Raw genomic sequence first — 23,151 nt, forward strand, 5'->3', positions numbered from 1 at the left:
AAATCATGTAGCTTTCACCGCTCTAGTGGTTCCGCCTGCTCATCCCAAGAATAGTGAACCTTGCTCCAAAGATGCAGGCCCAAAAAAACCATTATTTTTCTGTAAATACGGCAGCAGAAATATCCTGATTTAAAACCGGGTTTTGAAAAATCATTGAAGTATACGACTCAGGACCTTCATAAATAATGACCCCATCAAGAATTCCTTTATGGTCAGCAAGCTTGAGTTCAATCTTGCTGATCAAACCGGCAAGAGCCTGATCTTTTGGAGTAAGCAGGACAGTGTGCTCATCAACCTCAGATACACGAAAAATATCGTTATCTGTAAAACGGCCATCAAGCCAGCTACTGATCTGGCCCAGCACCACCTGCATGGAATCAAGTCCCAGCCCTTTATCTTCCACAAGCTGACCATCCCGTTCAACAAATTTTCGTATCCTGCCGCCATACATGAGCAGGACAGATGCAACAGGAGTCTTATACTCCCAACGCAGGGAACCAGGAGCCTGGAAGGTAAAAGTCCCCGTGGAGACAAGAGGCCGGGCAAGAATTTTCAGGTGTTTTTCCTGGACGAACCCTGCCTGAATGGACTGAATGTGAATCGGTTCCTGAACAGCGGCCGGGCAGGATGAAACGAGGACAATGAACAATAACAGGGTGTTCAACAACGGCTGAAACTTCATTAAAACATTCCACCGTTGACTGAAATAACCTGGCCAGTCACGTAGGAAGCCGCATCGGAACAGAGAAAGCCCACCACCTTGGCAACCTCTTCCGGCTGGCCGATCCGGGCCATGGGAATCATCGCCTTGAGCTCAGCCTTTGGAGCCTTGGCAATCATGTCTGTTTCAATCAGGCCCGGAGCCACAACGTTGACCCGGATGCCCAGTCGGCCCACTTCTGAGGCAACAACCTTACTGGCTGCATTCAAACCAGCCTTGGCGGCTGAATAGTTTGCCTGTCCACGGTTAACCATCAGAGAACTGGCCGAGGAAATTGAAACGATGGCCCCTTTTCGCCTGCGGACCATTTGCTCAATAACCGGCCGGGTCATATTGTAAAAACCATTCAGGCTGGTATCTATTACGGACTGCCAGCTGTTCTGAGACATCATCATAAACAGGCCATCTGCGACAATCCCTGCATTATTGATCAGGATATCAATACCGCCAAGTCGCCTGGCGATATCATCAACCACCTTCTCCGCAACCTGTCCGTCCCGGACATCGAACTGATAAACCTCGCCACAGCCGCCAGCCGCTTCAACCAGACGAAGCGTCTCTTCAGCCCCAGCCTTATCAGCCATATAGTTAATGACAGTATAACAGCCACATCCTGCCAACTCGATGCAGATGGCCCTGCCGATCCCTTTACTGCCACCGGTTACGATGGCAATTTTCTTTTCTGTTTCTGTGTTCTTTTCGTTTTCAACTGTCATTTCTATTATGCCTGGAAGAGCTGTAAGAGGCTTGTACAAATAAGTGTATTATCCAAATGCAATTGGCAGGAAACTTCCCGAAGGTTCTCAAAATTGTAGGTGTTTTCTGCCTGGACCATGATTTCGCTGCCAAATGGCAGAGTATTGATAAAAAATTCCGTCTTTTTTACGCCCACCAGCCAGCCCATCTGGTCCGAATCAATCCCCTGGGTCTGTATTCTGTCCAAGCCGTTGCACACTCCTGCCGTCTGGGCCGCAAGTTCGATGAGGATAAGCGGATGTACCCCTGTCTCGTCTGCCATGGGCCAGGATTTTTTCACCCGGCAAAGGGTCAGGGCATGTTTGCTGTCAACTTCAAGCACCTTGTCCAGCAACATCATATGGCCTCGGTGGGGGAGCAGGTCGTCCAGAGTCAGATCGGAAATTGTTATGTTATTCATTATTCTATAACTTAAAAGATACCCTAATATATGGAGAACCGCCATCAAATCAAATGACAAATTCCTGTTGGCATTATGAGAGATTATTGGCATTATGTCTTTTCCTGAATTGACAGCAGGAACAATTACCATAAAACCGAGCTTGTCTCGTTGCCACGCTACTGACGGTTTTATTAATACAACAGAACTATAAAAGCAAAAAATTATGAGTCCACTGATAGAAGAGCTCAAAGTTAAACTTATAGAAATTCTCAATCTTGTCGACGTAAAACCTGAAGATTTTGATGAAAACAGTCAACTGGTGGGTGGTGAACTTGGTATAGACTCCATTGATGTTTTAGAAATGGTGGTCATGGTCGAAAAAGATTATGGGGTTGTTATCAACAATCAGGAAGTCGGCCAGAAAATATTTGCATCCCTTGCCAATCTCGCCGAATATATTCAAGAAAATTCTTCCAAAACAATATCTTGAGCGACCCAGTGGTTTATATTACCGGAAGTGGAATAATCAGTTCCCTGGGAACAGGCCTGGTAGAAACAGAAACCACTCTCCGCCAGAACCGTTCGGCAATACAGCCTCTGCAACTCTTTCCCCTGCTCCAGGGTTCACCGCTGCCTGTCGGTGCCGTGCAGGACATCGATCAGGCCTCGTCTCTTCTGCCCAGAACACATAGGCTGGCCGGTATTGCAGCGGCCCAGGCCATGGAGGGAGCTGAACAGCCTCCCGAGGCAATAATTCTCGGCACCACAACCGGCGGTATCCTCACTACGGAACAATTGTTAAAGAGTGGTGAACAGCGAAAAGAATTTTACCAGTATCACAGCTTACACACCGTAGCCAGTACCCTTGCAGAAAACCTGAAGTGCACCGGCCGGGTGATTGTTGTTTCCACTGCCTGCTCTTCCGGTGCTGTGGCCATCTCCCTTGCCATGAAAATGCTTCGCAGCGGACAGGTCAAATCGGTTCTTGCAGGGGGTGTGGACTCTCTATGTCGTCTTACCTATTTTGGCTTTCATTCCCTGCAGCTCGTTGACCAGAACGGTTGCAAGCCCCTTGATGTAAACCGTCAGGGTATGGCCGTAGCAGAGGGTGCTGGCATGCTTTTGCTCAGCACAGAAAAAACTGCAACCTGTTCCGTCGAGCTTCTTGGCACAGGGCTGTCCTGTGACGCCTACCACCCTGCGGCCCCACACCCGGAAGGTCAGGGAGCCTTCACGGCCATGCAAAAAGCCCTGACCGATGCTGGACTGCAGCCAAACGATATCAGCTATATCAATCTTCACGGCACAGGGACTCCGGATAATGACCTGGCGGAATCCAAAGCCGTGCGCAGGCTGTTTACAAATCCACCTCCGCTTTCATCAATCAAAGGGGCTTCCGGTCATAGCCTGGCTGCAGCCGGAGCCATTGAAGCGGTGGTTGCCACAATTACAATAACCAAGGGCCTTATGCCCGCTAATACCGGTTTGCATACGGTCGACCCTGCACTCAACCTCAGTCCACTAACCAGCCCACAATTGCAGCCTGCAACGGCGGTTCTCTCGAATTCCTTTGGCTTTGGCGGCAATAACGGCTCTTTAATCTTCGGTGCAATCGACACCTTTGCTCAGTCTACATACCAACCAGCAACTCCAGGCCTTGCCATTCACGGTTACGCCTGCCTGACCGGAGCCGGTGACATTCTTGCAACCTGCGAACAAATTCGTGATGGACTCCCCGCTAGCGGCATGGCAGGACTGGAGATTATTTCCCAGAACCTGCCCTCCAAATTGGTGCGTCGGCTCAAACGATTGCCAAGGATGACTCTTTCCCTGGCCTCAAAAGCCTATGAGAACTGTGGTTTGGAAGAAAAACCTGCTGCAGTTTTTATGGGCACCAGCTGGGGGGCTCTTTCCGAAACCCACGATTTTTTAAGCCGCCTGACAGAATCCAAAGAACAATTTCCGAGCCCCACCGATTTTGTCGGCTCTGTTCATAACGGACCAGCCAGTCAGGTTGCCATCCTCTTTGGCGCCACCGGCCCCAACATTACCACCAGCGGCGGGGATTATTCTTTCGAACAGGCCCTTCTGAGCGCAGAACTTATGGGAGATGATGCTGTCAGCCCAGCTCTTATCCTTGGAGCAGACGAAGGACATCAAACGTTTTCTCCACTTTTTGACCCTTCGATCACACCAGGAACAGCTCTTAGTGACGGCGGTGGGGCGCTATATGTTAATAGAGACACAAAAAACGCCAAATGCATCATTTCCCTCCCCTTTTATCAAAGCAGCAAAACAGAAGACGTGATTGCCTCGCTGGTCAATTCCCTGGTGGCAAAGCAAAAAACCGACGCCTACACCGTGATTATGGCGGGTATCCCAGCAGCCACAAAGAAGGATGGCGAAAAACAACTCACCCGCTTTATGGAACTGTCAAACCTGACAACACCCATTATCCGCTACCGCACAATTACCGGTGAGTTCGGTTCCGCCTCTGCTGTGGCAGCCGCTCTTGCCGCTTCCTTTCTGGAATCGGGAATTGTCCCCGGTAAGCTGCTGGATGGACACGATCTTGATGTAACTCGCACAACGGGTAAAATCCTCATACTCGGCCTGGGAGAGTATGTTACAGCCATGGAACTTTTCAGACCATGAGAATACTGCTTGTATCACCCAATACCCTCACCGTTCCTTACCCGGTCTACCCTCTTGGTCTGGATTATGTTGCCGCCTCTGTGTCGCATGCGCACGAGGTGCAGATTGCAGATCTCAATACGCTCTCACTCTTGGAACTTGAGAAGATTCTGACGAGTTTTTGTCCCGACATCATAGGTTTGTCCTGTCGCAACATTGATAATATCGATGCCAGTGATTCTCGTTTTTTTATTCAGGATTACGCTGCAGTCGTTTCCCTTATGCGCTCACATTCAAAAGCCACAATTGTCATTGGCGGCAGCGCATTTACTATCATGCCACGAGAAATCCTTTCAATCTTGGGCGCTGATTACGGTATTATCGGAGAGGGAGAACGATTCGGCCTGCTCGTTGAAGCCATTAAAGAAGAGCGGGACCCACTGCAGATCCCCGGAGTGATTTCTGCTTCTTCTGAGATAGAGACCATCATTCCAGCTCCCTGGGATGGACCGATTGTCCGCGACTTTCACCGCAACGCGACCCATAACAGTTTTTATCTCACCCAGGGTGGCATGCTCAATCTTCAGAGCAAGCGAGGCTGCTGCTTTAACTGCATCTACTGTTCCTACCCTCATATTGAGGGGGGCAAGCATCGTTTGGTTGCCCCCGATGAGGTGGCAAGAACTGCCCTTGAATTACAGGACGCCGGAGCAAAATATTTCTTTATAACCGACTCCGCCTTTAATTCTGACATAAAACACTCACTGGCAGTGGCCAAAGCGTTCAAAGCCGCCGGAGTTTCGATCCCCTGGGGAAGTTTTTTTGCACCAATGAAACTCCCTGAAAGCTATTTTTCGACACTGGCAAGCGCCGGCCTTGCCCATGTAGAGTTTGGTACAGAATCCATGGCGGAGTCTGTACTGAAGACCTATCGCAAACCATTTGGTGTGAGCGATGTCTTTACTGCCCACAGGCAGGCCATCGACGCCGGGCTGCATGTGGCCCATTATTTTCTCTTTGGGAGCCCCGGAGAATCGGCCGCCACCGTCACAGAAAGCCTGGATAACATCGACAGGCTTAACAAGACCTTCTGTTTTTTTTATATTGGTATCAGAATTTTGCCCCAAACTGCCATGTATGACATCGCGCTTCGCGAGGGCAAGATCACAACGAGTACCAATCTGCTCAAACCAATATTTTATGAGGCAGATGACATTGATCGCCATACCATTGAGGAGCTGGTCAGGGCACGGGTTGGCAAGCGAATTAACTGCCTCGTTGGTTCCAGTGGCCCGGATGAGATTAGAGCCGTCAATAAGATGTATTCCCGTGGACATACCGGGCCGCTCTGGGAACATCTTATCCGTTAGCTGGGTAAGTCATAAAAACAATACATTCATTGTGAGGTTCTCTTTATTACAACGCAAAAAATACTGATTATCGGAGCTGGCGTCGGAGGTCTCAGCACAGCCATAATTCTTGCAAAACTTGGCTTTGATGTCACCGTTCTTGAGAAAAACGCACAGCCGGGCGGACTGATGCGAAGCTATAGTCGTAATGGTATCGACTGTGCTGTAGGGGTACACTACCTGGGGTCGCTCGACAAAGGCCAAATCCTCCGGACTTTCTTTGATTATCTCGGAATAACAACGGCGATTCCAGTCACAAGAATGGGCCAAAACGGGATAATCGACAGGTATATTTTCGACTCCTCCACTGGCATCCAGTCACCCTTTGACATGCCCCAGGGGATCGATGCGTACGCTGATAACCTCAGCAGGGCTTTTCCGCTGGAGCAGCACAAGATAGCCAAATTTGTGGTTCCACTCCATAGTGCGGCGAAACAACTCCACGGGCTGGAATTTTTATATGCAAAGGATAGCGGCTTTTCCCTCTCCGACCAATTTGAACCACTCGGTAATATTCTAAGCGAGCTTCAATGCTCACCAGAGCTGCAAAGTGTGATATCCATACCTTCCTGTTGGCTCGGTGTCCCTTTGGATGACTGTCCCGCCTACTATCACAATATGGCCCTCGCCTCATACCTTTCCTCCTCCTGGCGTCTCAACCAGAAGGGCTCTGACATGGCAGATGCCTTTGGTGCGCGGTTAAAACAACTGGGAGGAAAAATCATCACAGGAGAGGAAATCTGCAAAATCAATGTCCAGTCACGTGTTGTCCAGGGGCTGCAACTGAAATCCGGAGAAAACCTCAAGGCCTCCATCGTCATAGGTGCAGTTCACCCGAAACTGGTTTTGCAGATGCTGGCTCAAGAAGATGTGAAACCATCCTACCGAAAGCGGATCAGTAATTTAAAAGATACCCATGGCATTTTTTCAGCCCATGTCCAGATCGATGCTACAACCCACGGCGAAATCCCATACAATATTTTCAAGGTCGATACCGATAAAAGAAGCAACGTAGCCGATCTCAAATATTATCAAATACGGGAAAGTGAAAAAAAAGACGTTAATCTTCTTTCCATCCTCACCTCTGGGAAAGACGAGCTATGGGCTGCCTGGGAACAAACCCGAAGCGGTCGGCGGGGTGAAGAATATCGTGCAGCAAAAGAACAACACGCCTCGACATTGATTGCAGAGGCAGAACAACTCTTTGGCTCTTTTGAAGGAGCTAAACTCCTTGACGCATACACCCCTTTGTCCATAAGAGACTGGGTTAACAGCCCAGGTGGAAGTGCCTATGGAGTATCACGGTCGTCGAGTCAGATTCTCGCCACAGCTCTTCTCAATCGTACCGCCGTAAGAGGTCTCTACCTTGCCGGACAAAACGTGACAGCACCCGGGATCATAGGCAGCATCATGGGCTCTTTCAGTACTGTAAAATTACTTCTCGGCCCAGACGAGTTTAACAAAATGATCCATTTGTAAGGAACCGGCCATGATTCGAGTTGTACTATTTGTTCTCTGCACCCTTTTTCTTATCAACTTTTCCCGCCGGGCCTTAGGTAACTCAAGGGCCCACGGTTTTTACCGTTTTTTTGTCTTTGAGGGGATTTTACTTTTACTCTTACTCAACTATCCTTACTGGTTTGTGGACCCCTTTTCAGCTGTGCATCTTTTAGCCTGGGCCCTGTTACTCACCTCAGTTTTCTTTATTGTCAATTCTCTTGTGACCCTCAGGCAACGGGGAGGACATGCTCAGCGACATGATATGCCGGAGAACCTTCCCTTTGAGAATACGGTCCATCTCGTGGAGACAGGCCTTTACCGTTTCGTCCGGCACCCCATGTACAGCTCCCTGCTGTTCCTTGCCTGGGGTGCATTTTTAAAACATATCAGCACATTATCCACTTTCCTGATTTTAGCAGTGAGCGCTCTGCTTATCGCTGTCGCTAAAGTGGAAGAGCGCGAGAATATAAAGTTTTTCGGCACAGCCTATGAAAAGTACATGCAAAGAACAAAGATGTTTATTCCAGGGTTACTCTAAATAACAGGTCTCATTAAACCCGCAGTTCGACGACCACTACACCACCGTTAAAGAGATCCAGCCGACGGAAAACCGACCACTTTCCGGGACCATCCCCAGGATTCGGTCTCCTTTTTGCAATTTCCCAGAAGAAAAAAGTTCCTCCAGCATGATATAAAATGAAGCTGAGCCTGTATTACCTTTAGTGGTAAGATTAGAAAACCACCGTTCCTCTGGGATCGGAAAACCAATTTCCTCAAGTTGTTTCATGAGTGGTTCCCGGAAATATTCAGAAGAATAATGTGCCAAAAACCAGTTGAAATGCTCTGGCTTGAGGTCATGCCTGGCAATTATCGGCGGCAAACTCTGGCCAACGGTGACGTTGATTATTTCGCGGTTAAGCAACTGGGCATCCTGCTTAATGGTCATGACACCCTGCTTTTCCAATCCTCCGGCCACGGCACACTCCCGCCAGCCCATGAGACTCCCATCCTCCCGTTTCACTGCGCCTGCATACATGCAGGTCTCCAGTCTTTGCGCATGTGAAATGGTCTCAATCCAGTCAATCCGAAGACTCAGGCCCTGAGCGGCTGGTTCTTTCTCTATGAGCACCGCCCCTGCACCATCAGAGAGCATCCAGCGCAAAAATTCCGCCTCAAAAGAAAAGGCAGAATGCTGTTTTTTTTCCGTCTTATTTCTCGTGTTTCCCGTCATGCCTGAAAAAAACGAGGTTCGCAAAAATGTTGAAGCAAGTTCAGAACCCGTTGCAACTGCATTCTGGCTCAAGCCCAATGCCACAGACATCATGGCAAATTTCATGGCAGTAAGACCGGACAGACAAATCCCTGCAAAAGATACCACCTCGCAGGAGGCAACTTCCGATAATTCCCCATGCACCATAGAGGCATGTCCCGGCATTATTTGATCCGCAGAAGAGGTGCCGCAACAAAGGCACTCTACTGCCAGTCCCGAGGCATCCTTGTCGTGGAGCAACCGGCGAACCGCCTCGGCTGACATCTGTGCATTGGAGTAGCTGGATTTACCTGTTTCAGGATCCACTGCGTAATACCTGGTCTTGATACCGTTATTGGCAAGTATAATTTGCCGGGTCCTGGCCGAAACCCTGTTCACATCGCCGAGATAATCGTCAAGCCTGTCGTTTTCTACAGGCTTGCCGGGAAGGAAAGCAGAAACTGCTGTGATAAAAGCATTCATCGTCTAAATCCGTGCATTTTTATGGCTGCTTGAGATAAGTTCAGCGTAGAGTGTATAAAAGAGTTTTTCATTGAGCCTGGTTTTTGTGACAGCATTGGTCAGGGTATAATAATCAAGATTATGATTTACAATCCGGTTCTTTTGCTGCTGGTATAGGGGAGTTCCCGGCAATGGGGTCATGACTGTGATCATCGGCAGATCGATACGATTTTGATCAAGGTAGATGCCAAGACGCTCAAAGTCGCCCTCATCATAATCGGGGGAAATGATGAAGTCTCCGACAATAGTGATTCCAAGATCGTTGAGAATCGAGATAGCCTCTGTATTGATACTTGACTTGTTCGCCTTGTTCATGGCCGAAAGACTTTCATCGCTGGTCTCTTCAAAGCCGATAATAACAGCCCGCAAACCTGCTTCTTTCCACTCACGGAGCATTTCCGGGTGACGCACAACGGTATCGGATCTGATATCGGCAAGATACTGCTTTTTCAACTCTGATCTCACCAGAGCCCGGCAAAGATTTTTCGCCCGTTCAATATCTCCAAAGGTGTTTGCATCAACAAGTCTGATAACCGGGATGTCACCGAGAAGTTTGATATCTCTTACCACAGCATCAATGGATTTTGTCAGGTATTTCCCACCCGTCTGCCCCGTAATGCAACAAAAAGAACAGCGATGGGTACAGCCGCAGGCCGAAGCGACAAAACCCATATTTACACCCAACTTTTCCAACACATAGTGGGAGCGGTATTTTTTCACCAACTCATAGGCTGGAGGCTTGTCTTCGACCAGATCGCCAACCGAACTGCAAAAAAGCGGCCGCTGAATCACCTGTCCCGGCCGTGTTGGTATCAGACCAGGCAAAATAATGTCATGATATTGCCCTGCCTCAAGTAACGCTGCCAAATCAGCAAATGTTTTTTTCCCTAAACCAACGACGATAAAATCAACATCTTGATGGTTGAAAAAACCAGGATCGTTACTTGCCTGAATACCCCCTACCACGACAATCGGGGCACAGTGTTTTTTTACTTGCGAGGCAATCTTCAGCATAGAGTTTGCTTCACATGTTACCCCGGTAATCCCTACGATATCAGGACGAAGGCCCGACAATATTTCATCAAGGCCAGCGGGGTTCGCTTTAAGATCCACAATATGAACATTGTGCTGAAGCAGATTTCCGGCCAGTTCTTCAAGAGCTAAGGGTTCGCCGCGAAAAATCTGTTTTAATGAAACGATACCGTAGCGCTCCTCCGGTATACTGCGGCCACAATTCGGCGGATTTATAAGAAGAATATTCATTAAAAAAATCAAACGCAGTTGAGGGGAAATAAGTCAGGACAACTTACTGACATTACAGGATCTTTTTCAGCCCAGCTCCATGGCATTTTCAAGGTATACGAACAAAGAGATGAACACTCTTTACTTCATGCTCTATCAACAAATTCGGACAGCGCACCACTGGCAAGGTGCAAGATCGGCGGGAATATTACCAGAGAAGATCAGAGTCAACAACAAACGAATCGACGGCCACACAGAATCCGCCCTAACAGCGCGATAAAAGCGGGGGATTTAAACTAAGACAGCTGCCAGCTAAAAAACAATCCATAGCTGTCGTCAAAAATAAGAAAACAACACACCGAAATTATTACAATCCTTACGGTGGAGTGCACCTCGAAGAGTTGTTCAGACTGAGGACTTCCGCCAGGAACACCTGGCTTTTCAGAATGGAGAACCTCACAAAGGTCTCCCAGGCTTTGTCAGCTGTCTGTAGCAGCGTATTAAGAGGACGATTCCTCCATAATTATCAGGTATGGAAGGAAAACTTACTTCTTATTCTTTACCTTACAAGCTTCTGCCTCAGGGCACTTTTTACAGCATTTATCTTTTTTTTTGTATTTACCACAGCACTTTTTTTTTTCTTTTCCCATATAACACCTCAATCAGTAAAGCATTCTACCCAAGCAGCAGCTCCCGACATCTGCACGGAGCACCTTGCACCAAGTAGGACTCATGCTATTTTAGTTTTAATCTCGATGTCTTTCCACATCTCCGCATAGGCGTCACCAATGGATTTTTTATTAGCGTAGGTTATCACCGGCGCTCTATGCACCCCCATTCGCTCGACCTCTGAGGAAAAAGGTATATATGGTTTAAGTAAGCCCTTATATTTTTTTCGCAATATATGCATGCTCTCTTTATGCAATTTTTTGCTCAACTGAACCATGGAGAAAAAGGGCAAAAGCTTCTTGGTCTGGTAGCCATTGTCTTTAAAAAAGCTGTACAACTGCTCCAGGGTCCGGGAAGACAAGGTGGTGGGGATCACAGGGACGACTATTTTATCGGCCGTCTTAAAAACATTTTCAGAGAGCAGGGAGATATTGGGCGGGCAGTCGAGGATGATGACGTCATAGTCACTGTCGACAGCCTTAAGGGCCTTTTTAAGACGGGACCTGCTGTTTTTCATCCGCGACAGGAAGATGTCAAAATCCTTAAAGGTCATGTTGGCCGGAACCAGATCAAGATTATCATAGTCGCTGGCCCTAATGGAATCGACAAAACGTTCAACATCTTTGAAAAAAGCCCGATCTTTTAGTTTCCTGGACGGTTTTATACGAAAATAAAACCCTGAGGCTCCCTGAGGATCAAGGTCACAGAGCAGTGTTCGTTTGCCACTACGGGCACAGGCATAGGCAAGGTTGACAGAGGTCGCTGTTTTTCCTACCCCTCCCTTGTTACTGTAACAGGCAATAATTTTCATTTATTCCACCTCCGCAATCTCAAATAACTGTTTGAACAACAACCCTGTCTCTTCGCTGTTAAAACGGGAAAAATTATTCATCACCTGATTCCGCTCTTTTTTCTGCAAGCGAAAGAGCATGGCTGTCAATGCGCCAACAGCTTCTGAGATCTGGATTTCATTGCCTTTAAATTGTCCGAGGTCGTGATCCAGAATATGGCGAAGAAAGGCCTGCTGTACCGAGTAATCATTAAATTTACCCAAATTATCCTGCAGGTTTTTCAAGGTTTTAATCAATTTTTTGATACTCTCCTCGTCAAACAGGGGAGTAAAAAATTCCATCAGATACCGTAATTTTTTGCAGCTGATACGGAGATCGTGGACCACACTGTCGGGGGTGGTTCTTTCAATACTGCAGGCGATTTTACACGCCTGGTTGTAGCGTTTCAGTACCAGGTGCGCAGCAAGGAGCTTGGATGGTAAAGCTCCTTTTGGTCCTGTCGGTATCTTGTCACTGGACTTGAAAAGGCTTGTCAGGGCAGCCACCCTTGCAGCATATTCTTCACTTTGGAGATCCTTCACAACCTTTTTCAGCTCTTTTTTTCTTTCTTTTGCCAGATATTCAAAGAGCAGCTCCAGGCCAGCCACCGATGGATCAGGCACCATTTTATAATAGTTTTCCTTTTCCATGAGATACACATCCAAATCCCGCAGACGGTTGGTGCTTTGCATTATCAGAGCAAAGTCAGCCTTCAGCTCGCTGGTTTTTTCCGGTTCATACACCCCTTTAAAAAGACTGAGTACAGAGCGGACTTTACGAAAACTGACGCGGTAATCATGGAGAAATTCGGTGTCGTGGTCAGCAACAATTCCTGATTCATTACGCCGTGCAATCTGTATAAAAGCCCGGATGATTACAGCGGCAGTTTCACTTGCAGGCGCCGTTGCATCGAGGGTCAGAACCGGTTTGTTTGTATACAACTCGCGTTTGATGCCAAGCTGCCGGTAGAAGGCAAAAACGTCTGTCAGCTCCTTGGCACCAGCGTTTTGAAGAAGTGACACAAGCTCCTCATAACCACTCTGATAGCCGCGAAGAGAGGTGGCAGAACCTAGGCATGTGATGGATTTTTTATGATGAACAACAAGACTGGAGTAGCGAGCCCGGGTTTTTCCCTCATCATCGAGCAGGGCTCCCCTGTCCCTATGAAATGTTACCTTGGCAACGGGTAAAAAGGCCCTCAGATCGGCGAGCCCTGAAAGAAGTTCCTTCACCAATCCTGCAGACAAATCTTTTGCAAACCGCCATTCTCCCGCGACCTCCTGTTCCAGAAACTCACCCGTTTTAAGATTCATGAGTACCAGTCTGCCTTCCAGACCAAGGAGTAAAAGAGACTGCGCCAAAGCGGCGTTGTCAAAGGTATCAAGAACTACTCCCTGAACCACCTCGCCTGTCTCTATCTGGATGTTATAATCTGTCTTTGCTGGAAGCAGTTTGTTGAGTTTTTTTTCAGATACATCTGAATGAACAATATAGACAAATGACTCCATATTGTTTCACCTCCTCGTAGTATGTTTTTCGATATAATCAATAACCAGCGCCTCAACTATCGATTGAATGCTTGTCTCCTGCTCCACTGCGAGCAGTTTTAATTTCTTCAAGACTCTGGCGTCGAGCCTAAGAGTAGTGCTCTTTTTTTTCTCTTTTTCCACTGTATCCACCTCATGTAAAAATCCGGAAAACGAAAAAATTGTCGTAACTCCTCTTATTGCCTATCTGAGGCAAAAGTACGTTCAACATCTCCTGGGACTTGTTTTTTCAGAGATCTCTCCAATCTCCTTCTACCAAAAGCCCACTCCTTGTCTACTGTTTATCAGCACAGCCACCTGGCAGGGGAACACCTGCAGTATTGACGTCATGTATTCATGAGCTGTTGATGCCATCAAATAAGTTACATTACTTTCTCAAATAGTAAACCACCTTTCCTGTATCTAACAAAATCCTAATATTTCTCTAATTTAACAGAGTTAACATTATAACTTTTGGTAAAAACCTGTTAAAATACAATCAATAGACGTGAAATATGAGCGACAAGACAAGCACTCCCCCAGAAAATTTTACCCCACCCGCAGAACAAATGGCAGCGACTATGGACCCTAAAATACCCCTGAAAACTGATTCTCCTGATGTTCCGGCAAAGAGCTTTGACCTCAAGTCCCCTGAATGGTACCTCAACCGTGAGCTTACCTGGCTTGAATTTAACAAACGTGTATTGCACGAGGGACAAGATGACCGTAATCCACTTCTGGAACGGGTTTTTTTCCTGGCGGTTGTAGGCTCTAATTTAGACGAATTCTTTATGAAGCGGATTGGTGGACTCAAACAACAGGTCGGCGCAAGTGTAAAAAAACTCTCCATTGACGGACGCCTCCCTCAGGAGCAGATAGACATCTGCTACGACTCCGTTCGGGAGATTCTCGACCAGCAGCTCACCCTTGAGAAAGACCTTCAGCAGCTTCTGACAAAAGAAAAGATATTCATCAAACGTTACTCAGAACTGTCTCAGCGGGAGAAACACAGTATCGACGCCCATTTCGTCAATGAAATCTATCCGCTCTTAACACCCCAGGGGATGGATCCTGCCCATCCTTTTCCCTTTATTTCTAACCTCTCCATCAATCTTCTGGTGAGTTGCAGCTATCCAGACAATGATCACAGCTACCTAAACCGTATTAAGATTCCCATTAGTTCAGAAATGCCTAGGTTTGTGAAAATTGGAAAATCCGACACATTTCTTCTTCTTGAAGATCTGGTCGCCAATAACCTCGAACTCCTTCTTCCTGGCATGGAAATAGAAACCTGCGCAACCTTTCGGGTTACACGAAATGCTATCACTGAAAGGCATGAGGAACAGGCAAACGACCTGCTTGGCATGATTGAAAGCGCTCTACGGGAAAGAAAATTTGCAGAAATTGTTCGTCTGGAAGTGGGTCCTAACATGCTTGATATCCACAAGGGCAAACTCGCCGCAGAGCTTGGAGTCGATGAGGATATGGATGTATTTGAGGTTGATGGTATTATCGGACTCCGTGATCTTTTCGAGATTTCTGCCATTGACAGATCCGACCTTCATTTCACCCCGCATCATCCTATCGATAATGCTGAACTGCTGGGAGATGATCCTAATATTTTCCATACCATCCGGGAGCATGGTAGTATCCTGCTGCAGCACCCCTACGAGTCCTTTGAGACCTCGGTGGAAAGGTTTTTAAGAGAGGCCAGTAAGGACCCTAAAGTTCTCGCCATCAAAATGACCCTGTACCGAACCGCCAAGGATTCTAAAATCATCAAATACCTCATTGAAGCGGCCCAGAACGGCAAACAGGTTGCCGTGGTCGTCGAGCTTATGGCACGTTTTGATGAGTCAGCCAACATCAGATGGGCGGGTTTTCTTGAAGAAGCAGGGATCCACGTAACCTATGGAGTTGTTGGGCTGAAAACCCATTCAAAACTCATTTTTGTCATCCGAAAAGATTACAACGGGCTGCGCCGTTACGCCCATATCGGCACGGGAAACTACCATGCCGGTACCGCCAGAGCCTACGCGGACCTTGGACTACTCACCTGCAATCCCGACATAGGCGCAGATCTCACTGAGCTGTTTAATTATCTGACCAGTGGTTATACGCCAATGCGGCAGTACACGAAACTTCTGCCCTCCCCCAAACTCCTCAAAAAGGCCCTCTTAAATAAAATAGAACGGGAAATCACAAGCAACAAGGATAACAATCAGGGACTCATTCAATTTAAGACCAACGCCCTTGAAGACAGTGATATTGTAGAAGCACTGTATAAAGCATCACAGGCAGGCGTCCATGTCGACCTGATCGTCCGGGATACCTGCCGACTCCGTCCGGGCATCAAGGGTCTGTCCGAGAATATCCGAGTGATATCCATCGTCGGCAGATTCCTCGAACATACCCGTATTTTTTACTTTAAAAACAGAGGCAATGAAGAATATTTCATAGGTTCGGCTGACCTCATGAAACGAAATCTCGAGAGCAGGGTTGAGGTCTGTACCCCTGTTGAGCTGCCAAAAAACAAAAAACTCCTCCGTGAACTTCTGGACCTGCAACTCAACAATAAGCGGAATGTCTGGGAGATGAACGAAGATGGAGGATATACCCAGCTTCGCTCAAACAATAAAAATGACAGTGTCTGCGTCCATCGTTTTCTCATTGAAAGTGCAGAAAAACGGTCAGCTGCCGGAAGAAGGGCTTTAGCGAAGAAGAGAAGTAAAAAGAAATCAGCAAACTCCTCTTCGGCAAAAAAACGAAATAAATAGCTCAACCTGGCAGACCATTACATGCAAAATCAACCTGCAGACAATCTCTTCGAATACTATTCAAACTATCCATGTACAGCAAGACAGCTGTACGATTGGCACAGCAGGTTTGGAGCCCTGGAACGGCTTCTACCTCCCTGGGAAAAAACGATCATAGTCTCCAGACAAGGTGGCATCGATCCAGGGGGACGGGTTGTACTGAAAATGCGTACAGGCCTGATCCCTTTCCACTACCACGCCCACCATATTGAAAACATTCCGGGCAAGATGTTTCGTGATATCCAGGAAAAAGGCCCTTTTTCCAGCTGGTCCCACTCCCATTTTTTCACGGATACGGTAACCGGTTGTAAACTTTACGATAAAGTTGAATACAGCCTGCCTTTTGGCAACTATCTGCCGAATTTCCTGCAAAACTATGTCCACAGAAGCCTGCAGCAGGTCTTTCACCACCGGGAAAACATCATCAGTGAGGACATCAAGGTTCATCTTCGCTGCAGCAGTAAACCGTTGAGAATCCTTGTTTCAGGAGCCAGTGGAGTTCTTGGCCGGGAACTCATTCCATTTCTTACAACAGGTGGTCATCAGGTCTGGACGCTGGTGCGAAGAACTCCTGACTCCAGCAAAAACGAAATTTTCTGGGACCCGGAAAACAATATCCTGGACAGCTCCCAGCTCCCTGAAATCGACGCGGTAATTCATCTGGCGGGCGAATATATCGGCCTGTACCGCTGGTCCGAAGAAAAAAAACAGCGGGTCATTGACAGCAGGGTTAACGGTACGACTCTTATCAGCCGCCTCATCAGCTCTCTTGAGGTAAAACCCAAGGTTTTTCTTTGTGCTTCGGCGGTTGGTTACTATGGCAATACAGGGCACAAGGGTCTGAAAGAATGCCATCCACAGGGTAACGATTTTATATCCGAGGTTTGCGGGCGCTGGGAGGCCGCCGCCCAGGCCGCAATAGATGCAAAGATCCGGACAGTTTTTTTACGGCTTGGGGTAGGACTCACCCCAAGAGGTGGTGCCCTGGAGCGAATCCTTCAAACCTCCCCTTTCGGTTTCATGCGGCGTTTGGGCTCAGGAAATCAATATCTCAGCTGGATCAGTACCGATGACATGATTTCAGCAATGCTCCACTGCCTTGCCTGTACCTCTCTGTCTGGTCCCGTCAACATTGCAGCTCCCGAGCCTGTTACAAATAGAGAGTTCATGAGGACTCTGGCCAGGGTTGCCAGGCGCCCCCTGCTTGCGCCAATCCCAGCATCACTTTTAAAAATTGTATATGGACAGATGGCATCAGAAATTATCCTCTCTGGCTGTCATGTCTCAACCCGAAAACTTGAAGAATCCGGTTTTCAGTTCCGCCATCCAAATCTGGAACTCGCCCTGAAAAAATTACTTGGCAAGGACGTTATTAACCGGCCACTATCACTTAATATGGAAAATTGCAGTGAATAAAACATTTAAGGTCACCTTGTGGTGTATCATGCTCGCAGCCCTTACCTGTGGCTTTCTTCATCATCTTATTCCACCCTCTGTGATGAATTTTGAGCGATTGCATATCTTCCTCTTCAACCTGGTAAGCGGTGGAACCCTGCTTGTCTATTTTACCGAAAATACCAGAAGCCTCAGCAGGCGGGGGCTTTTATTTTTGCTCCTTTCCCTCCTCTTTGCTTTCTGCGCCTTTATGGAGTGGTACCCGCCAACCCTGGCAATACCTCTGCTGCTATCGGCAATTATTGAATCGGTGCGGGTGGAACACTTTGGCAGTTGCATCCCCTACGCACTGTTTTCGAAAGAAGAATCCACCTCCCGAAAGTTTCACCAGGCCTCACTGCTCTGTCTTTCTTTAGGTTTGGTCATCTCAAGTCTGGCCATAGTAAACAGTCAATACACCCACTGGTTCAAACTGGAAAAACTGACCCTTGACACCTTTTTTCTCGGATTTTCCTTTCCTATCTCCCTTATTTCCATGTCGGTCATTTTCGCCCTGATGAAAAGCAACGGTGGGCTGACCGCAAAGTATTTAAAAGAAATCTCATTTTGGATAATCAACCTGGGGGTTATCATCTTTTTTCTCTTTATCCTTGCCAACTGGTTTCTTCCCCAGGTTTTCATTGCGTCCCTGTTGTTTATTACCGTAAGCCTCATTCTTTATCTCTACTGGCGCCAGGGGATCAGGTTGCAGCAGAAGTCTTTTCTCACCTCCGGAATCCTTTTTCTGGTGATCACCTCGATTACTGGAATTATCTATATATTCATGGAATTTTCCAGCACCTATACCCACGAAGGAGCCTTACCCCTGCTCAGGATGCATGCCTTTACCGCTCTTTACGGCTGGAATCTCAGCGGTCTTGCAGTCATCAGCCGCCATGGAGACTTCCCGATCAGACTGCACTCCCAAAAGGTGCTTTTGCTCCACTGGCTGACTGTACTCATTCTCTGCCCTCTGGGATTTTTCTATCCTCTTCCTGCAATTGGGGCAATCATCTGCTATGGATGGCTCCTTTACACCCTGCTGTTTAACCATGGTCAGGTGGATGCGGACATGATTTCCGCCGAAGATGAGGTATTGCACGAAATTTAAGTGAGACCGCGCTTCTATAGCCCCAGAGTATTTTTATAATAGCGCAACACAAAGAGGATGATCCATGCAGAACACAGACCCCAAAAAAAATATCCTCATCCTCGCCACAGGAGGGACAATTGTCTGCGCCGAGTCTGAACATGGCTTATCGCCCCACTACACGGTCGAAGACCTCATTCACTGTATCCAACCCGTCAGCAAGCGTGTTTCTCTTTCGGGTAAGATGGTGATGAACATAGACAGTTCAAATATGACACCGCAGTACTGGCTGAATATCGCCCACGCCATCGAGGCAGAATATCAAAAGTTTGATGGCTTTGTTATCACCCATGGAACCGACACCATGGCCTACACAGCCGCTGCCCTGACCTATATTATTGAAGGACTGAATAAGCCGATTATCATAACCGGTTCCCAATACTCATTGATGGACAATGAGACCGATGCAATTCAAAACCTCACCGATGCCATTCTCTTTGCAAAAGAAGAACTTGTCGGGGTCTTCATCGTTTTTGACGGCAAACTTATTAATGGCACCAGGGCAATTAAAACAAAAACAAAAAGCTATGATGCTTTTCATAGTGTCAACTATCCTCCCGTTGCGGCGATAAAACATAACCGAATCAGTTATAATCAATCCGTCTGCAGCCATTTTCAGAAACAACTGTCCAGCGCGCAGTCAACCACCACTCCCCTCACTATTGCACCAAAAATTGAAGAAAAGATCTTTGTACTCAAGCTTTTTCCAGGCCTTGATCCGACCATTTTTGACTACCTGAAAGAAAAAATGAAAGGGGTGGTTATTGAGAGCTACGGAATTGGTGGTGTGTCATCTGAGGTCCTTGATATTGCGTCAAAGGTGCACGAACTGACGCAGGCAGGAGTTGCCGTTGTCCTCACGACCCAATGTTTACTTGAGGGGGTAAACCTGCAGATCTACGAGGTGGGAAGATCAATGCCACTTGACAAAATCATCTACGGCAAAGACATGAATACCGAGGCACTGGTTCCAAAACTCATGTGGGCTCTGGGGAAAACAAACGACCCCGCCGAGGTAAAGTCACTTGTGGAAACGTCGATCCGGGGAGATATGCTTGAAACCCCCGAACAATTCTATTTCTCATAAAAATCAGTGCGGTAGCCCTTCTCTTCCTATGCGGTATAGCATACCGATTTTACCAATTGCATCAGATTTAACCTCAAAAACAACATATTGAGATGCGCAATGGATATATTCTGATATCAGATCACCTGGTTGTTGTTAGGAGTTTTGAAAAAGCAGAGCTTCCTGCATACAGGAAAAACCTAAACCAAATGAGTCCAAGAATCCCTTTGCGTTGGCAGTGCAAATCTTTAACCCGAGCCTGCACGACTGTCAGTTAGTATCAACCACAATGCCTAACGCTATTTCTGGGGTAGTCAGCAAGGATTTTCTGGAACAATCCAGAACCTCAAAATGCTCCATTCATGGCTATTCTATTGGAAGTATTCTCGATTTCTCGGAAGTACCACGGCGCTCCATTTCGATCGTGACATTCGGTTATGAAATAGTGTCAATTTGCAATAGGTTTTTGCAATGCGCCACGCCTTGCTGGGCGGGAGTCCAACAATTATTGAGACAATACTCCTCCAAGCTTTAAGGTGCCAGAAAAACGATCAAGCGAGGTGAGTTGCAGTCATTACAAAACCACGACAATCCAAATTCTTATCCAGCTGTTACGTTCAATTACTCCCCAGACCCCAAAACCCCGAAATCATTCCGAACGACTCTTCCTACTGCGCATTTCCCCCAACGCTACAATAATCAATGTGACCATAGTTAGCGGAATTACGAAGAACAGCATGGCTGCACTAAAGCTAGGCAATACATCATGGTCAGATGCGGCTAAGACGAGGTATAACGTATAAGCCGCGTAGTACCCGAGAAACAACACACCTTCTTTCCTACTAATCAAACCACCTGTATAGAATATGGGTAGGCATGCGAACGCTACAACGATCATGACCGGAATATCGAACCTGAAGACCGCAGGGGCCACCTCGATGCCCGCTGGCGCCACTATACTAGCACATCCTAGCACGCCCATAATGTTGAAGATGTTACTACCGACAACATTCCCAACAGCAATGTCTCGCTCGCCGCGAACCGCCGCAATGACTGAGGTAACAACTTCAGGCAGAGATGTACCAGCTGCGACAATCGTCAGCCCTATAACCAATTCGCTGACACCTAGATATTTGGCAAAGGAAACTGCTCCATTGACGAGCCAGCGCGAGCCAAGCACCAATAGTACGAGGCCGCCAAGGACCATGACTATGTTTTTAGCCCAGCTACTTTTTACACTCGCCTCAGTCCCAAATTCTTTCGCATACTCCTCTTTCACAGCGGCGTTTTCTCTGCGGCTTTGGTTAATCAAAAACGAGACATAGATAGCTAAACCTACGACCAGCATGAGACCGTCAGTGCGACTGAAGTTCCCATCCAGCGAGAAGATGAACACAACAATCGAGATCGCTATCATTATAGGTACATCAAACCGCACCAGTTGTTGCGATACAACAAGTGGCACAATCAAGGCTGAAAGGCCGAGGATAAAGAGAACGTTGAAAATATTACTTCCGACAACATTTCCAACGGCAAGACTCGCCTGATTGGATAGTGCTGAATTGACGCTTACCGCAAGTTCAGGTGAACTGGTACCGAACGCCACGACAGTCAGCCCGATAACCAGTGGTGATATACCAATAACGGCCGCTAAGCGGGATGCACCCCGCACTAATGCTTCTGCACCGACAATTAAAGAAACCAGCCCAGTGACGAAAAAGAAAATTGACATAAGAACCCCAAGCTAGTGTGTGATTGATGCCCAACACCGAAGATCTCCTGCGTAGCATAGCGGAGTCAGGTCGTCTTCAGTGTTATCCTGAGATTAATTGAGACTCTTAATTTCCGTAAATTGAATACCATTGCAGTACACGGAGTAACAGTATAAGCTCCTTGGTTACAAAAGCATTAGCATCTCACAAATTGTTTTTGTGGAACTCTATAATAAAAACTACACGAAGCTTTCATGAAAACCAGCCATCCACCATTCAGTTCATTGCCTCACCCCTGGGATCGAATTGTTCTTCATATTGCCATCGTTATGGTTTGGGGTTTGCTGTTTGCCTTAGTTTTTCTACTTCGCTCGTTCTTTCTTCTTCTTTTTCTGACCTTTGTTTTTTCAACGATACAGGTTAACGGGGTCGCTCGTTTAGATAAATTCATCAAAAACAGGACGTTCCGGGTATTCCTTGTAGAAATCTTGTTCCTTGCCGTGCTGAGTATGGTAGGCGTATTCCTTTTGCCTAAGGTAAAGGTGCAAACGGAACTCTTTATGAGTCAGTTCCCTTCCTATCTAAAACGGGTCGATCAGGAGATTCATGAACTGAGCATCAACTATCCCCTGCTCGCCGAAATCCTTCCGGAATTAGTCGTCGAAGCGCCGGAAAATAACAAAAAGGCGGTGGAAACCAATGTCATTGAGTATTCGCCATCCCGATCAATGCTCCAACAGCTCCTCAAGGTCGGTGAAGAATCCGGTGGCATCGAAAATGTCAATCATGTCCTTGGGACTTTGGGCAATATTGGCGGGAAAATTGCCGCTGTGACCTCAACGTTTATTCTTTCAATATTGTTTTCTTTTCTTATCCTTCTAGATCTGCCGAGATTGGCGGCAAGCGTCCGGGAGTTGGAAAATACCAAACTTCGCTTCATCTACCTGAGTGTTGCCGATGATATCCGCGACTTCTCTCTAGTCCTGGGGAGAGCACTTGAGGCGCAGTTGATCATCGCCACAGTCAACAGCATTTTGACCGCCATAGGTATATCAATACTCGGGATTGGCGAACATGTGGCTTTTCTTTCAGTGATCGTTTTTTTCTGCAGTTTCATTCCGGTCATCGGTGTTTTTATCAGCTCAGTACCAATCTGTCTGATAGCTCTACAGACCTCTGGAATTCAAATCATGTTTTTAGCGGTGCTGCTCATCGCTTTTATTCATCTGATTGAAGGATACATACTCAATCCGAGAATCTATGGTTCATATATGAGGATCAATCCGGTCATTATCCTCATTATTCTAACAATAGGTGGAAAACTGTTTGGTTTTGGGGGGTTGCTTTTAGGTGTACCATTTTGCACATATCTTTTTGGTTATGCCATTCGTATCAGAGATAAAAGCTAACTCCGGTAACCTCGTTGCAGTTGACATTTGATAGCCTATTCGGTTTGGGGGTATTGTGGTTGGCTTTGATGAGCGTTGGCCAGGGCAGCTCTGTTCAGGTCCATTATGTTGTTCATCTCTTTTT

General features: G+C 47.2%; 19 protein-coding genes. 10 read left to right on the top strand and 9 right to left on the bottom strand.

What is annotated here, in order from left to right; all coding sequences use genetic code 11:
• Positions 1-91: 91 nt before the first annotated feature.
• The 3 genes from FCL48_RS06255 to FCL48_RS06265 are packed head-to-tail and all read right to left on the bottom strand — an operon-like array spanning position 92 to position 1,877.
• Positions 92-682: an outer membrane lipoprotein carrier protein LolA gene (locus tag FCL48_RS06255; protein WP_136871396.1), complete on the bottom strand. Its 591-nt coding sequence runs from the start codon at positions 680-682 to the stop codon at positions 92-94.
• Positions 682-1,437 carry a 3-oxoacyl-ACP reductase FabG gene (fabG, locus tag FCL48_RS06260; protein WP_136871397.1) on the bottom strand — a complete coding sequence of 252 codons (756 nt, stop codon included), beginning with the start codon at positions 1,435-1,437 and terminating at the stop codon, positions 682-684. Before fabG ends, FCL48_RS06255 begins: the two co-directional genes overlap by 1 nt.
• 5 nt (positions 1,438-1,442) lie before the next feature.
• The gene (locus FCL48_RS06265; RefSeq protein WP_136871398.1) at positions 1,443-1,877 is read right to left on the bottom strand and encodes a hypothetical protein; all 435 of its coding nucleotides are present in this window, start codon (positions 1,875-1,877) and stop codon (positions 1,443-1,445) included.
• Positions 1,878-2,082: 205 nt separating this feature from the next.
• Between FCL48_RS06265 and FCL48_RS06270 the strand changes: the two genes are divergently transcribed.
• The 5 genes from FCL48_RS06270 (at position 2,083) to FCL48_RS06290 (ending at position 7,940) form a co-directional block, all read left to right on the top strand.
• Positions 2,083-2,349: a phosphopantetheine-binding protein gene (locus FCL48_RS06270; RefSeq protein ID WP_136871399.1), complete on the top strand. Its 267-nt coding sequence runs from the start codon at positions 2,083-2,085 to the stop codon at positions 2,347-2,349.
• 8 nt (positions 2,350-2,357) lie between these two features.
• Positions 2,358-4,514: a beta-ketoacyl-[acyl-carrier-protein] synthase family protein gene (locus FCL48_RS06275; RefSeq protein WP_136871400.1), complete on the top strand. Its 2,157-nt coding sequence runs from the start codon at positions 2,358-2,360 to the stop codon at positions 4,512-4,514.
• Entirely contained in the window at positions 4,511-5,863 is a 1,353-nt protein-coding gene (locus FCL48_RS06280) for a lipid biosynthesis B12-binding/radical SAM protein (RefSeq protein WP_136871401.1), read from the top strand. Before FCL48_RS06275 ends, FCL48_RS06280 begins: the two co-directional genes overlap by 4 nt.
• Before the next feature lie 69 nt (positions 5,864-5,932).
• The gene (locus tag FCL48_RS06285) at positions 5,933-7,381 is read left to right on the top strand and encodes an NAD(P)/FAD-dependent oxidoreductase (RefSeq protein ID WP_256374276.1); all 1,449 of its coding nucleotides are present in this window, start codon (positions 5,933-5,935) and stop codon (positions 7,379-7,381) included.
• 10 nt (positions 7,382-7,391) lie between these two features.
• Positions 7,392-7,940 (top strand): isoprenylcysteine carboxylmethyltransferase family protein, encoded by a 549-nt coding sequence (locus FCL48_RS06290; RefSeq protein WP_136871403.1) that lies wholly within the window; start codon positions 7,392-7,394, stop codon positions 7,938-7,940.
• A gap of 36 nt (positions 7,941-7,976) precedes the next feature.
• On the opposite strand, the gene FCL48_RS06295 is transcribed toward FCL48_RS06290, so the two are convergent.
• From FCL48_RS06295 to FCL48_RS24940, 5 genes are all read right to left on the bottom strand, one after another.
• Entirely contained in the window at positions 7,977-9,134 is a 1,158-nt protein-coding gene (locus FCL48_RS06295; RefSeq protein ID WP_136871404.1) for a beta-ketoacyl-ACP synthase III, read from the bottom strand.
• Positions 9,135-9,137: 3 nt separating this feature from the next.
• Positions 9,138-10,436 carry a B12-binding domain-containing radical SAM protein gene (locus FCL48_RS06300; protein ID WP_136871405.1) on the bottom strand — a complete coding sequence of 433 codons (1,299 nt, stop codon included), beginning with the start codon at positions 10,434-10,436 and terminating at the stop codon, positions 9,138-9,140.
• 709 nt (positions 10,437-11,145) lie between these two features.
• A complete protein-coding gene (locus FCL48_RS06305; protein WP_136871406.1) occupies positions 11,146-11,895 on the bottom strand; it encodes a ParA family protein in 750 nt (249 codons plus the stop codon).
• Entirely contained in the window at positions 11,896-13,422 is a 1,527-nt protein-coding gene (locus FCL48_RS06310; protein WP_136871407.1) for a CHAD domain-containing protein, read from the bottom strand.
• A 6-nt stretch (positions 13,423-13,428) separates the two neighbouring features.
• On the bottom strand, positions 13,429-13,584 hold the full coding sequence (locus tag FCL48_RS24940) for a hypothetical protein (protein WP_169309108.1): 156 nt from the start codon (positions 13,582-13,584) through the stop codon (positions 13,429-13,431).
• Between the two features lie 437 nt (positions 13,585-14,021).
• On the opposite strand from FCL48_RS24940, the gene ppk1 reads away from it, so the two are divergent.
• The 4 genes from ppk1 to FCL48_RS06330 all read left to right on the top strand — a co-directional run bounded on the left by ppk1 (position 14,022) and on the right by FCL48_RS06330 (position 19,927).
• Positions 14,022-16,217, top strand: coding sequence for a polyphosphate kinase 1 (gene ppk1, locus FCL48_RS06315; protein ID WP_371418664.1), 2,196 nt, complete (start codon positions 14,022-14,024; stop codon positions 16,215-16,217).
• A 21-nt stretch (positions 16,218-16,238) separates the two neighbouring features.
• Positions 16,239-17,672, top strand: a complete 1,434-nt coding sequence (locus tag FCL48_RS06320) for a TIGR01777 family oxidoreductase (protein ID WP_136871408.1) — start codon at positions 16,239-16,241, stop codon at positions 17,670-17,672.
• A complete protein-coding gene (locus tag FCL48_RS06325; protein WP_240744765.1) occupies positions 17,665-18,801 on the top strand; it encodes a hypothetical protein in 1,137 nt (378 codons plus the stop codon). The genes FCL48_RS06320 and FCL48_RS06325 overlap by 8 nt, the downstream gene beginning before the upstream one ends.
• Before the next feature lie 64 nt (positions 18,802-18,865).
• Complete coding sequence (locus FCL48_RS06330; RefSeq protein ID WP_136871409.1) at positions 18,866-19,927, top strand: asparaginase; 1,062 nt, start codon at positions 18,866-18,868, stop codon at positions 19,925-19,927.
• A 628-nt stretch (positions 19,928-20,555) separates the two neighbouring features.
• On the opposite strand, the gene FCL48_RS06335 is transcribed toward FCL48_RS06330, so the two are convergent.
• Positions 20,556-21,638 carry a calcium/sodium antiporter gene (locus FCL48_RS06335; RefSeq protein WP_136871410.1) on the bottom strand — a complete coding sequence of 361 codons (1,083 nt, stop codon included), beginning with the start codon at positions 21,636-21,638 and terminating at the stop codon, positions 20,556-20,558.
• A 234-nt stretch (positions 21,639-21,872) separates the two neighbouring features.
• Between FCL48_RS06335 and FCL48_RS06340 the strand changes: the two genes are divergently transcribed.
• Positions 21,873-23,027, top strand: coding sequence for an AI-2E family transporter (locus FCL48_RS06340; RefSeq protein ID WP_136871411.1), 1,155 nt, complete (start codon positions 21,873-21,875; stop codon positions 23,025-23,027).
• Positions 23,028-23,151: the final 124 nt, after the last annotated feature.

This window comes from Desulforhopalus sp. IMCC35007 (assembly GCF_005116575.1).
Classification (GTDB): domain Bacteria; phylum Desulfobacterota; class Desulfobulbia; order Desulfobulbales; family Desulfocapsaceae; genus Desulforhopalus_A.

Coding starts and splice junctions, on each gene's coding strand:
- FCL48_RS06305 (WP_136871406.1), bottom strand. CDS start 11,895: ATGAAAATTATTGCCTGTTACAGTAACAAGGGAGGGGTAGGAAAAACA.
- FCL48_RS06280 (WP_136871401.1), top strand. CDS start 4,511: ATGAGAATACTGCTTGTATCACCCAATACCCTCACCGTTCCTTACCCG.
- FCL48_RS06335 (WP_136871410.1), bottom strand. CDS start 21,638: ATGTCAATTTTCTTTTTCGTCACTGGGCTGGTTTCTTTAATTGTCGGT.
- FCL48_RS06300 (WP_136871405.1), bottom strand. CDS start 10,436: ATGAATATTCTTCTTATAAATCCGCCGAATTGTGGCCGCAGTATACCG.
- FCL48_RS06340 (WP_136871411.1), top strand. CDS start 21,873: ATGAAAACCAGCCATCCACCATTCAGTTCATTGCCTCACCCCTGGGAT.
- FCL48_RS06255 (WP_136871396.1), bottom strand. CDS start 682: ATGAAGTTTCAGCCGTTGTTGAACACCCTGTTATTGTTCATTGTCCTC.
- FCL48_RS06270 (WP_136871399.1), top strand. CDS start 2,083: ATGAGTCCACTGATAGAAGAGCTCAAAGTTAAACTTATAGAAATTCTC.
- FCL48_RS06265 (WP_136871398.1), bottom strand. CDS start 1,877: ATGAATAACATAACAATTTCCGATCTGACTCTGGACGACCTGCTCCCC.
- FCL48_RS06330 (WP_136871409.1), top strand. CDS start 18,866: ATGCAGAACACAGACCCCAAAAAAAATATCCTCATCCTCGCCACAGGA.
- FCL48_RS06295 (WP_136871404.1), bottom strand. CDS start 9,134: ATGAATGCTTTTATCACAGCAGTTTCTGCTTTCCTTCCCGGCAAGCCT.
- FCL48_RS06320 (WP_136871408.1), top strand. CDS start 16,239: ATGCAAAATCAACCTGCAGACAATCTCTTCGAATACTATTCAAACTAT.
- fabG (WP_136871397.1), bottom strand. CDS start 1,437: ATGACAGTTGAAAACGAAAAGAACACAGAAACAGAAAAGAAAATTGCC.
- FCL48_RS06290 (WP_136871403.1), top strand. CDS start 7,392: ATGATTCGAGTTGTACTATTTGTTCTCTGCACCCTTTTTCTTATCAAC.
- FCL48_RS06310 (WP_136871407.1), bottom strand. CDS start 13,422: ATGGAGTCATTTGTCTATATTGTTCATTCAGATGTATCTGAAAAAAAA.
- ppk1 (WP_371418664.1), top strand. CDS start 14,022: ATGGACCCTAAAATACCCCTGAAAACTGATTCTCCTGATGTTCCGGCA.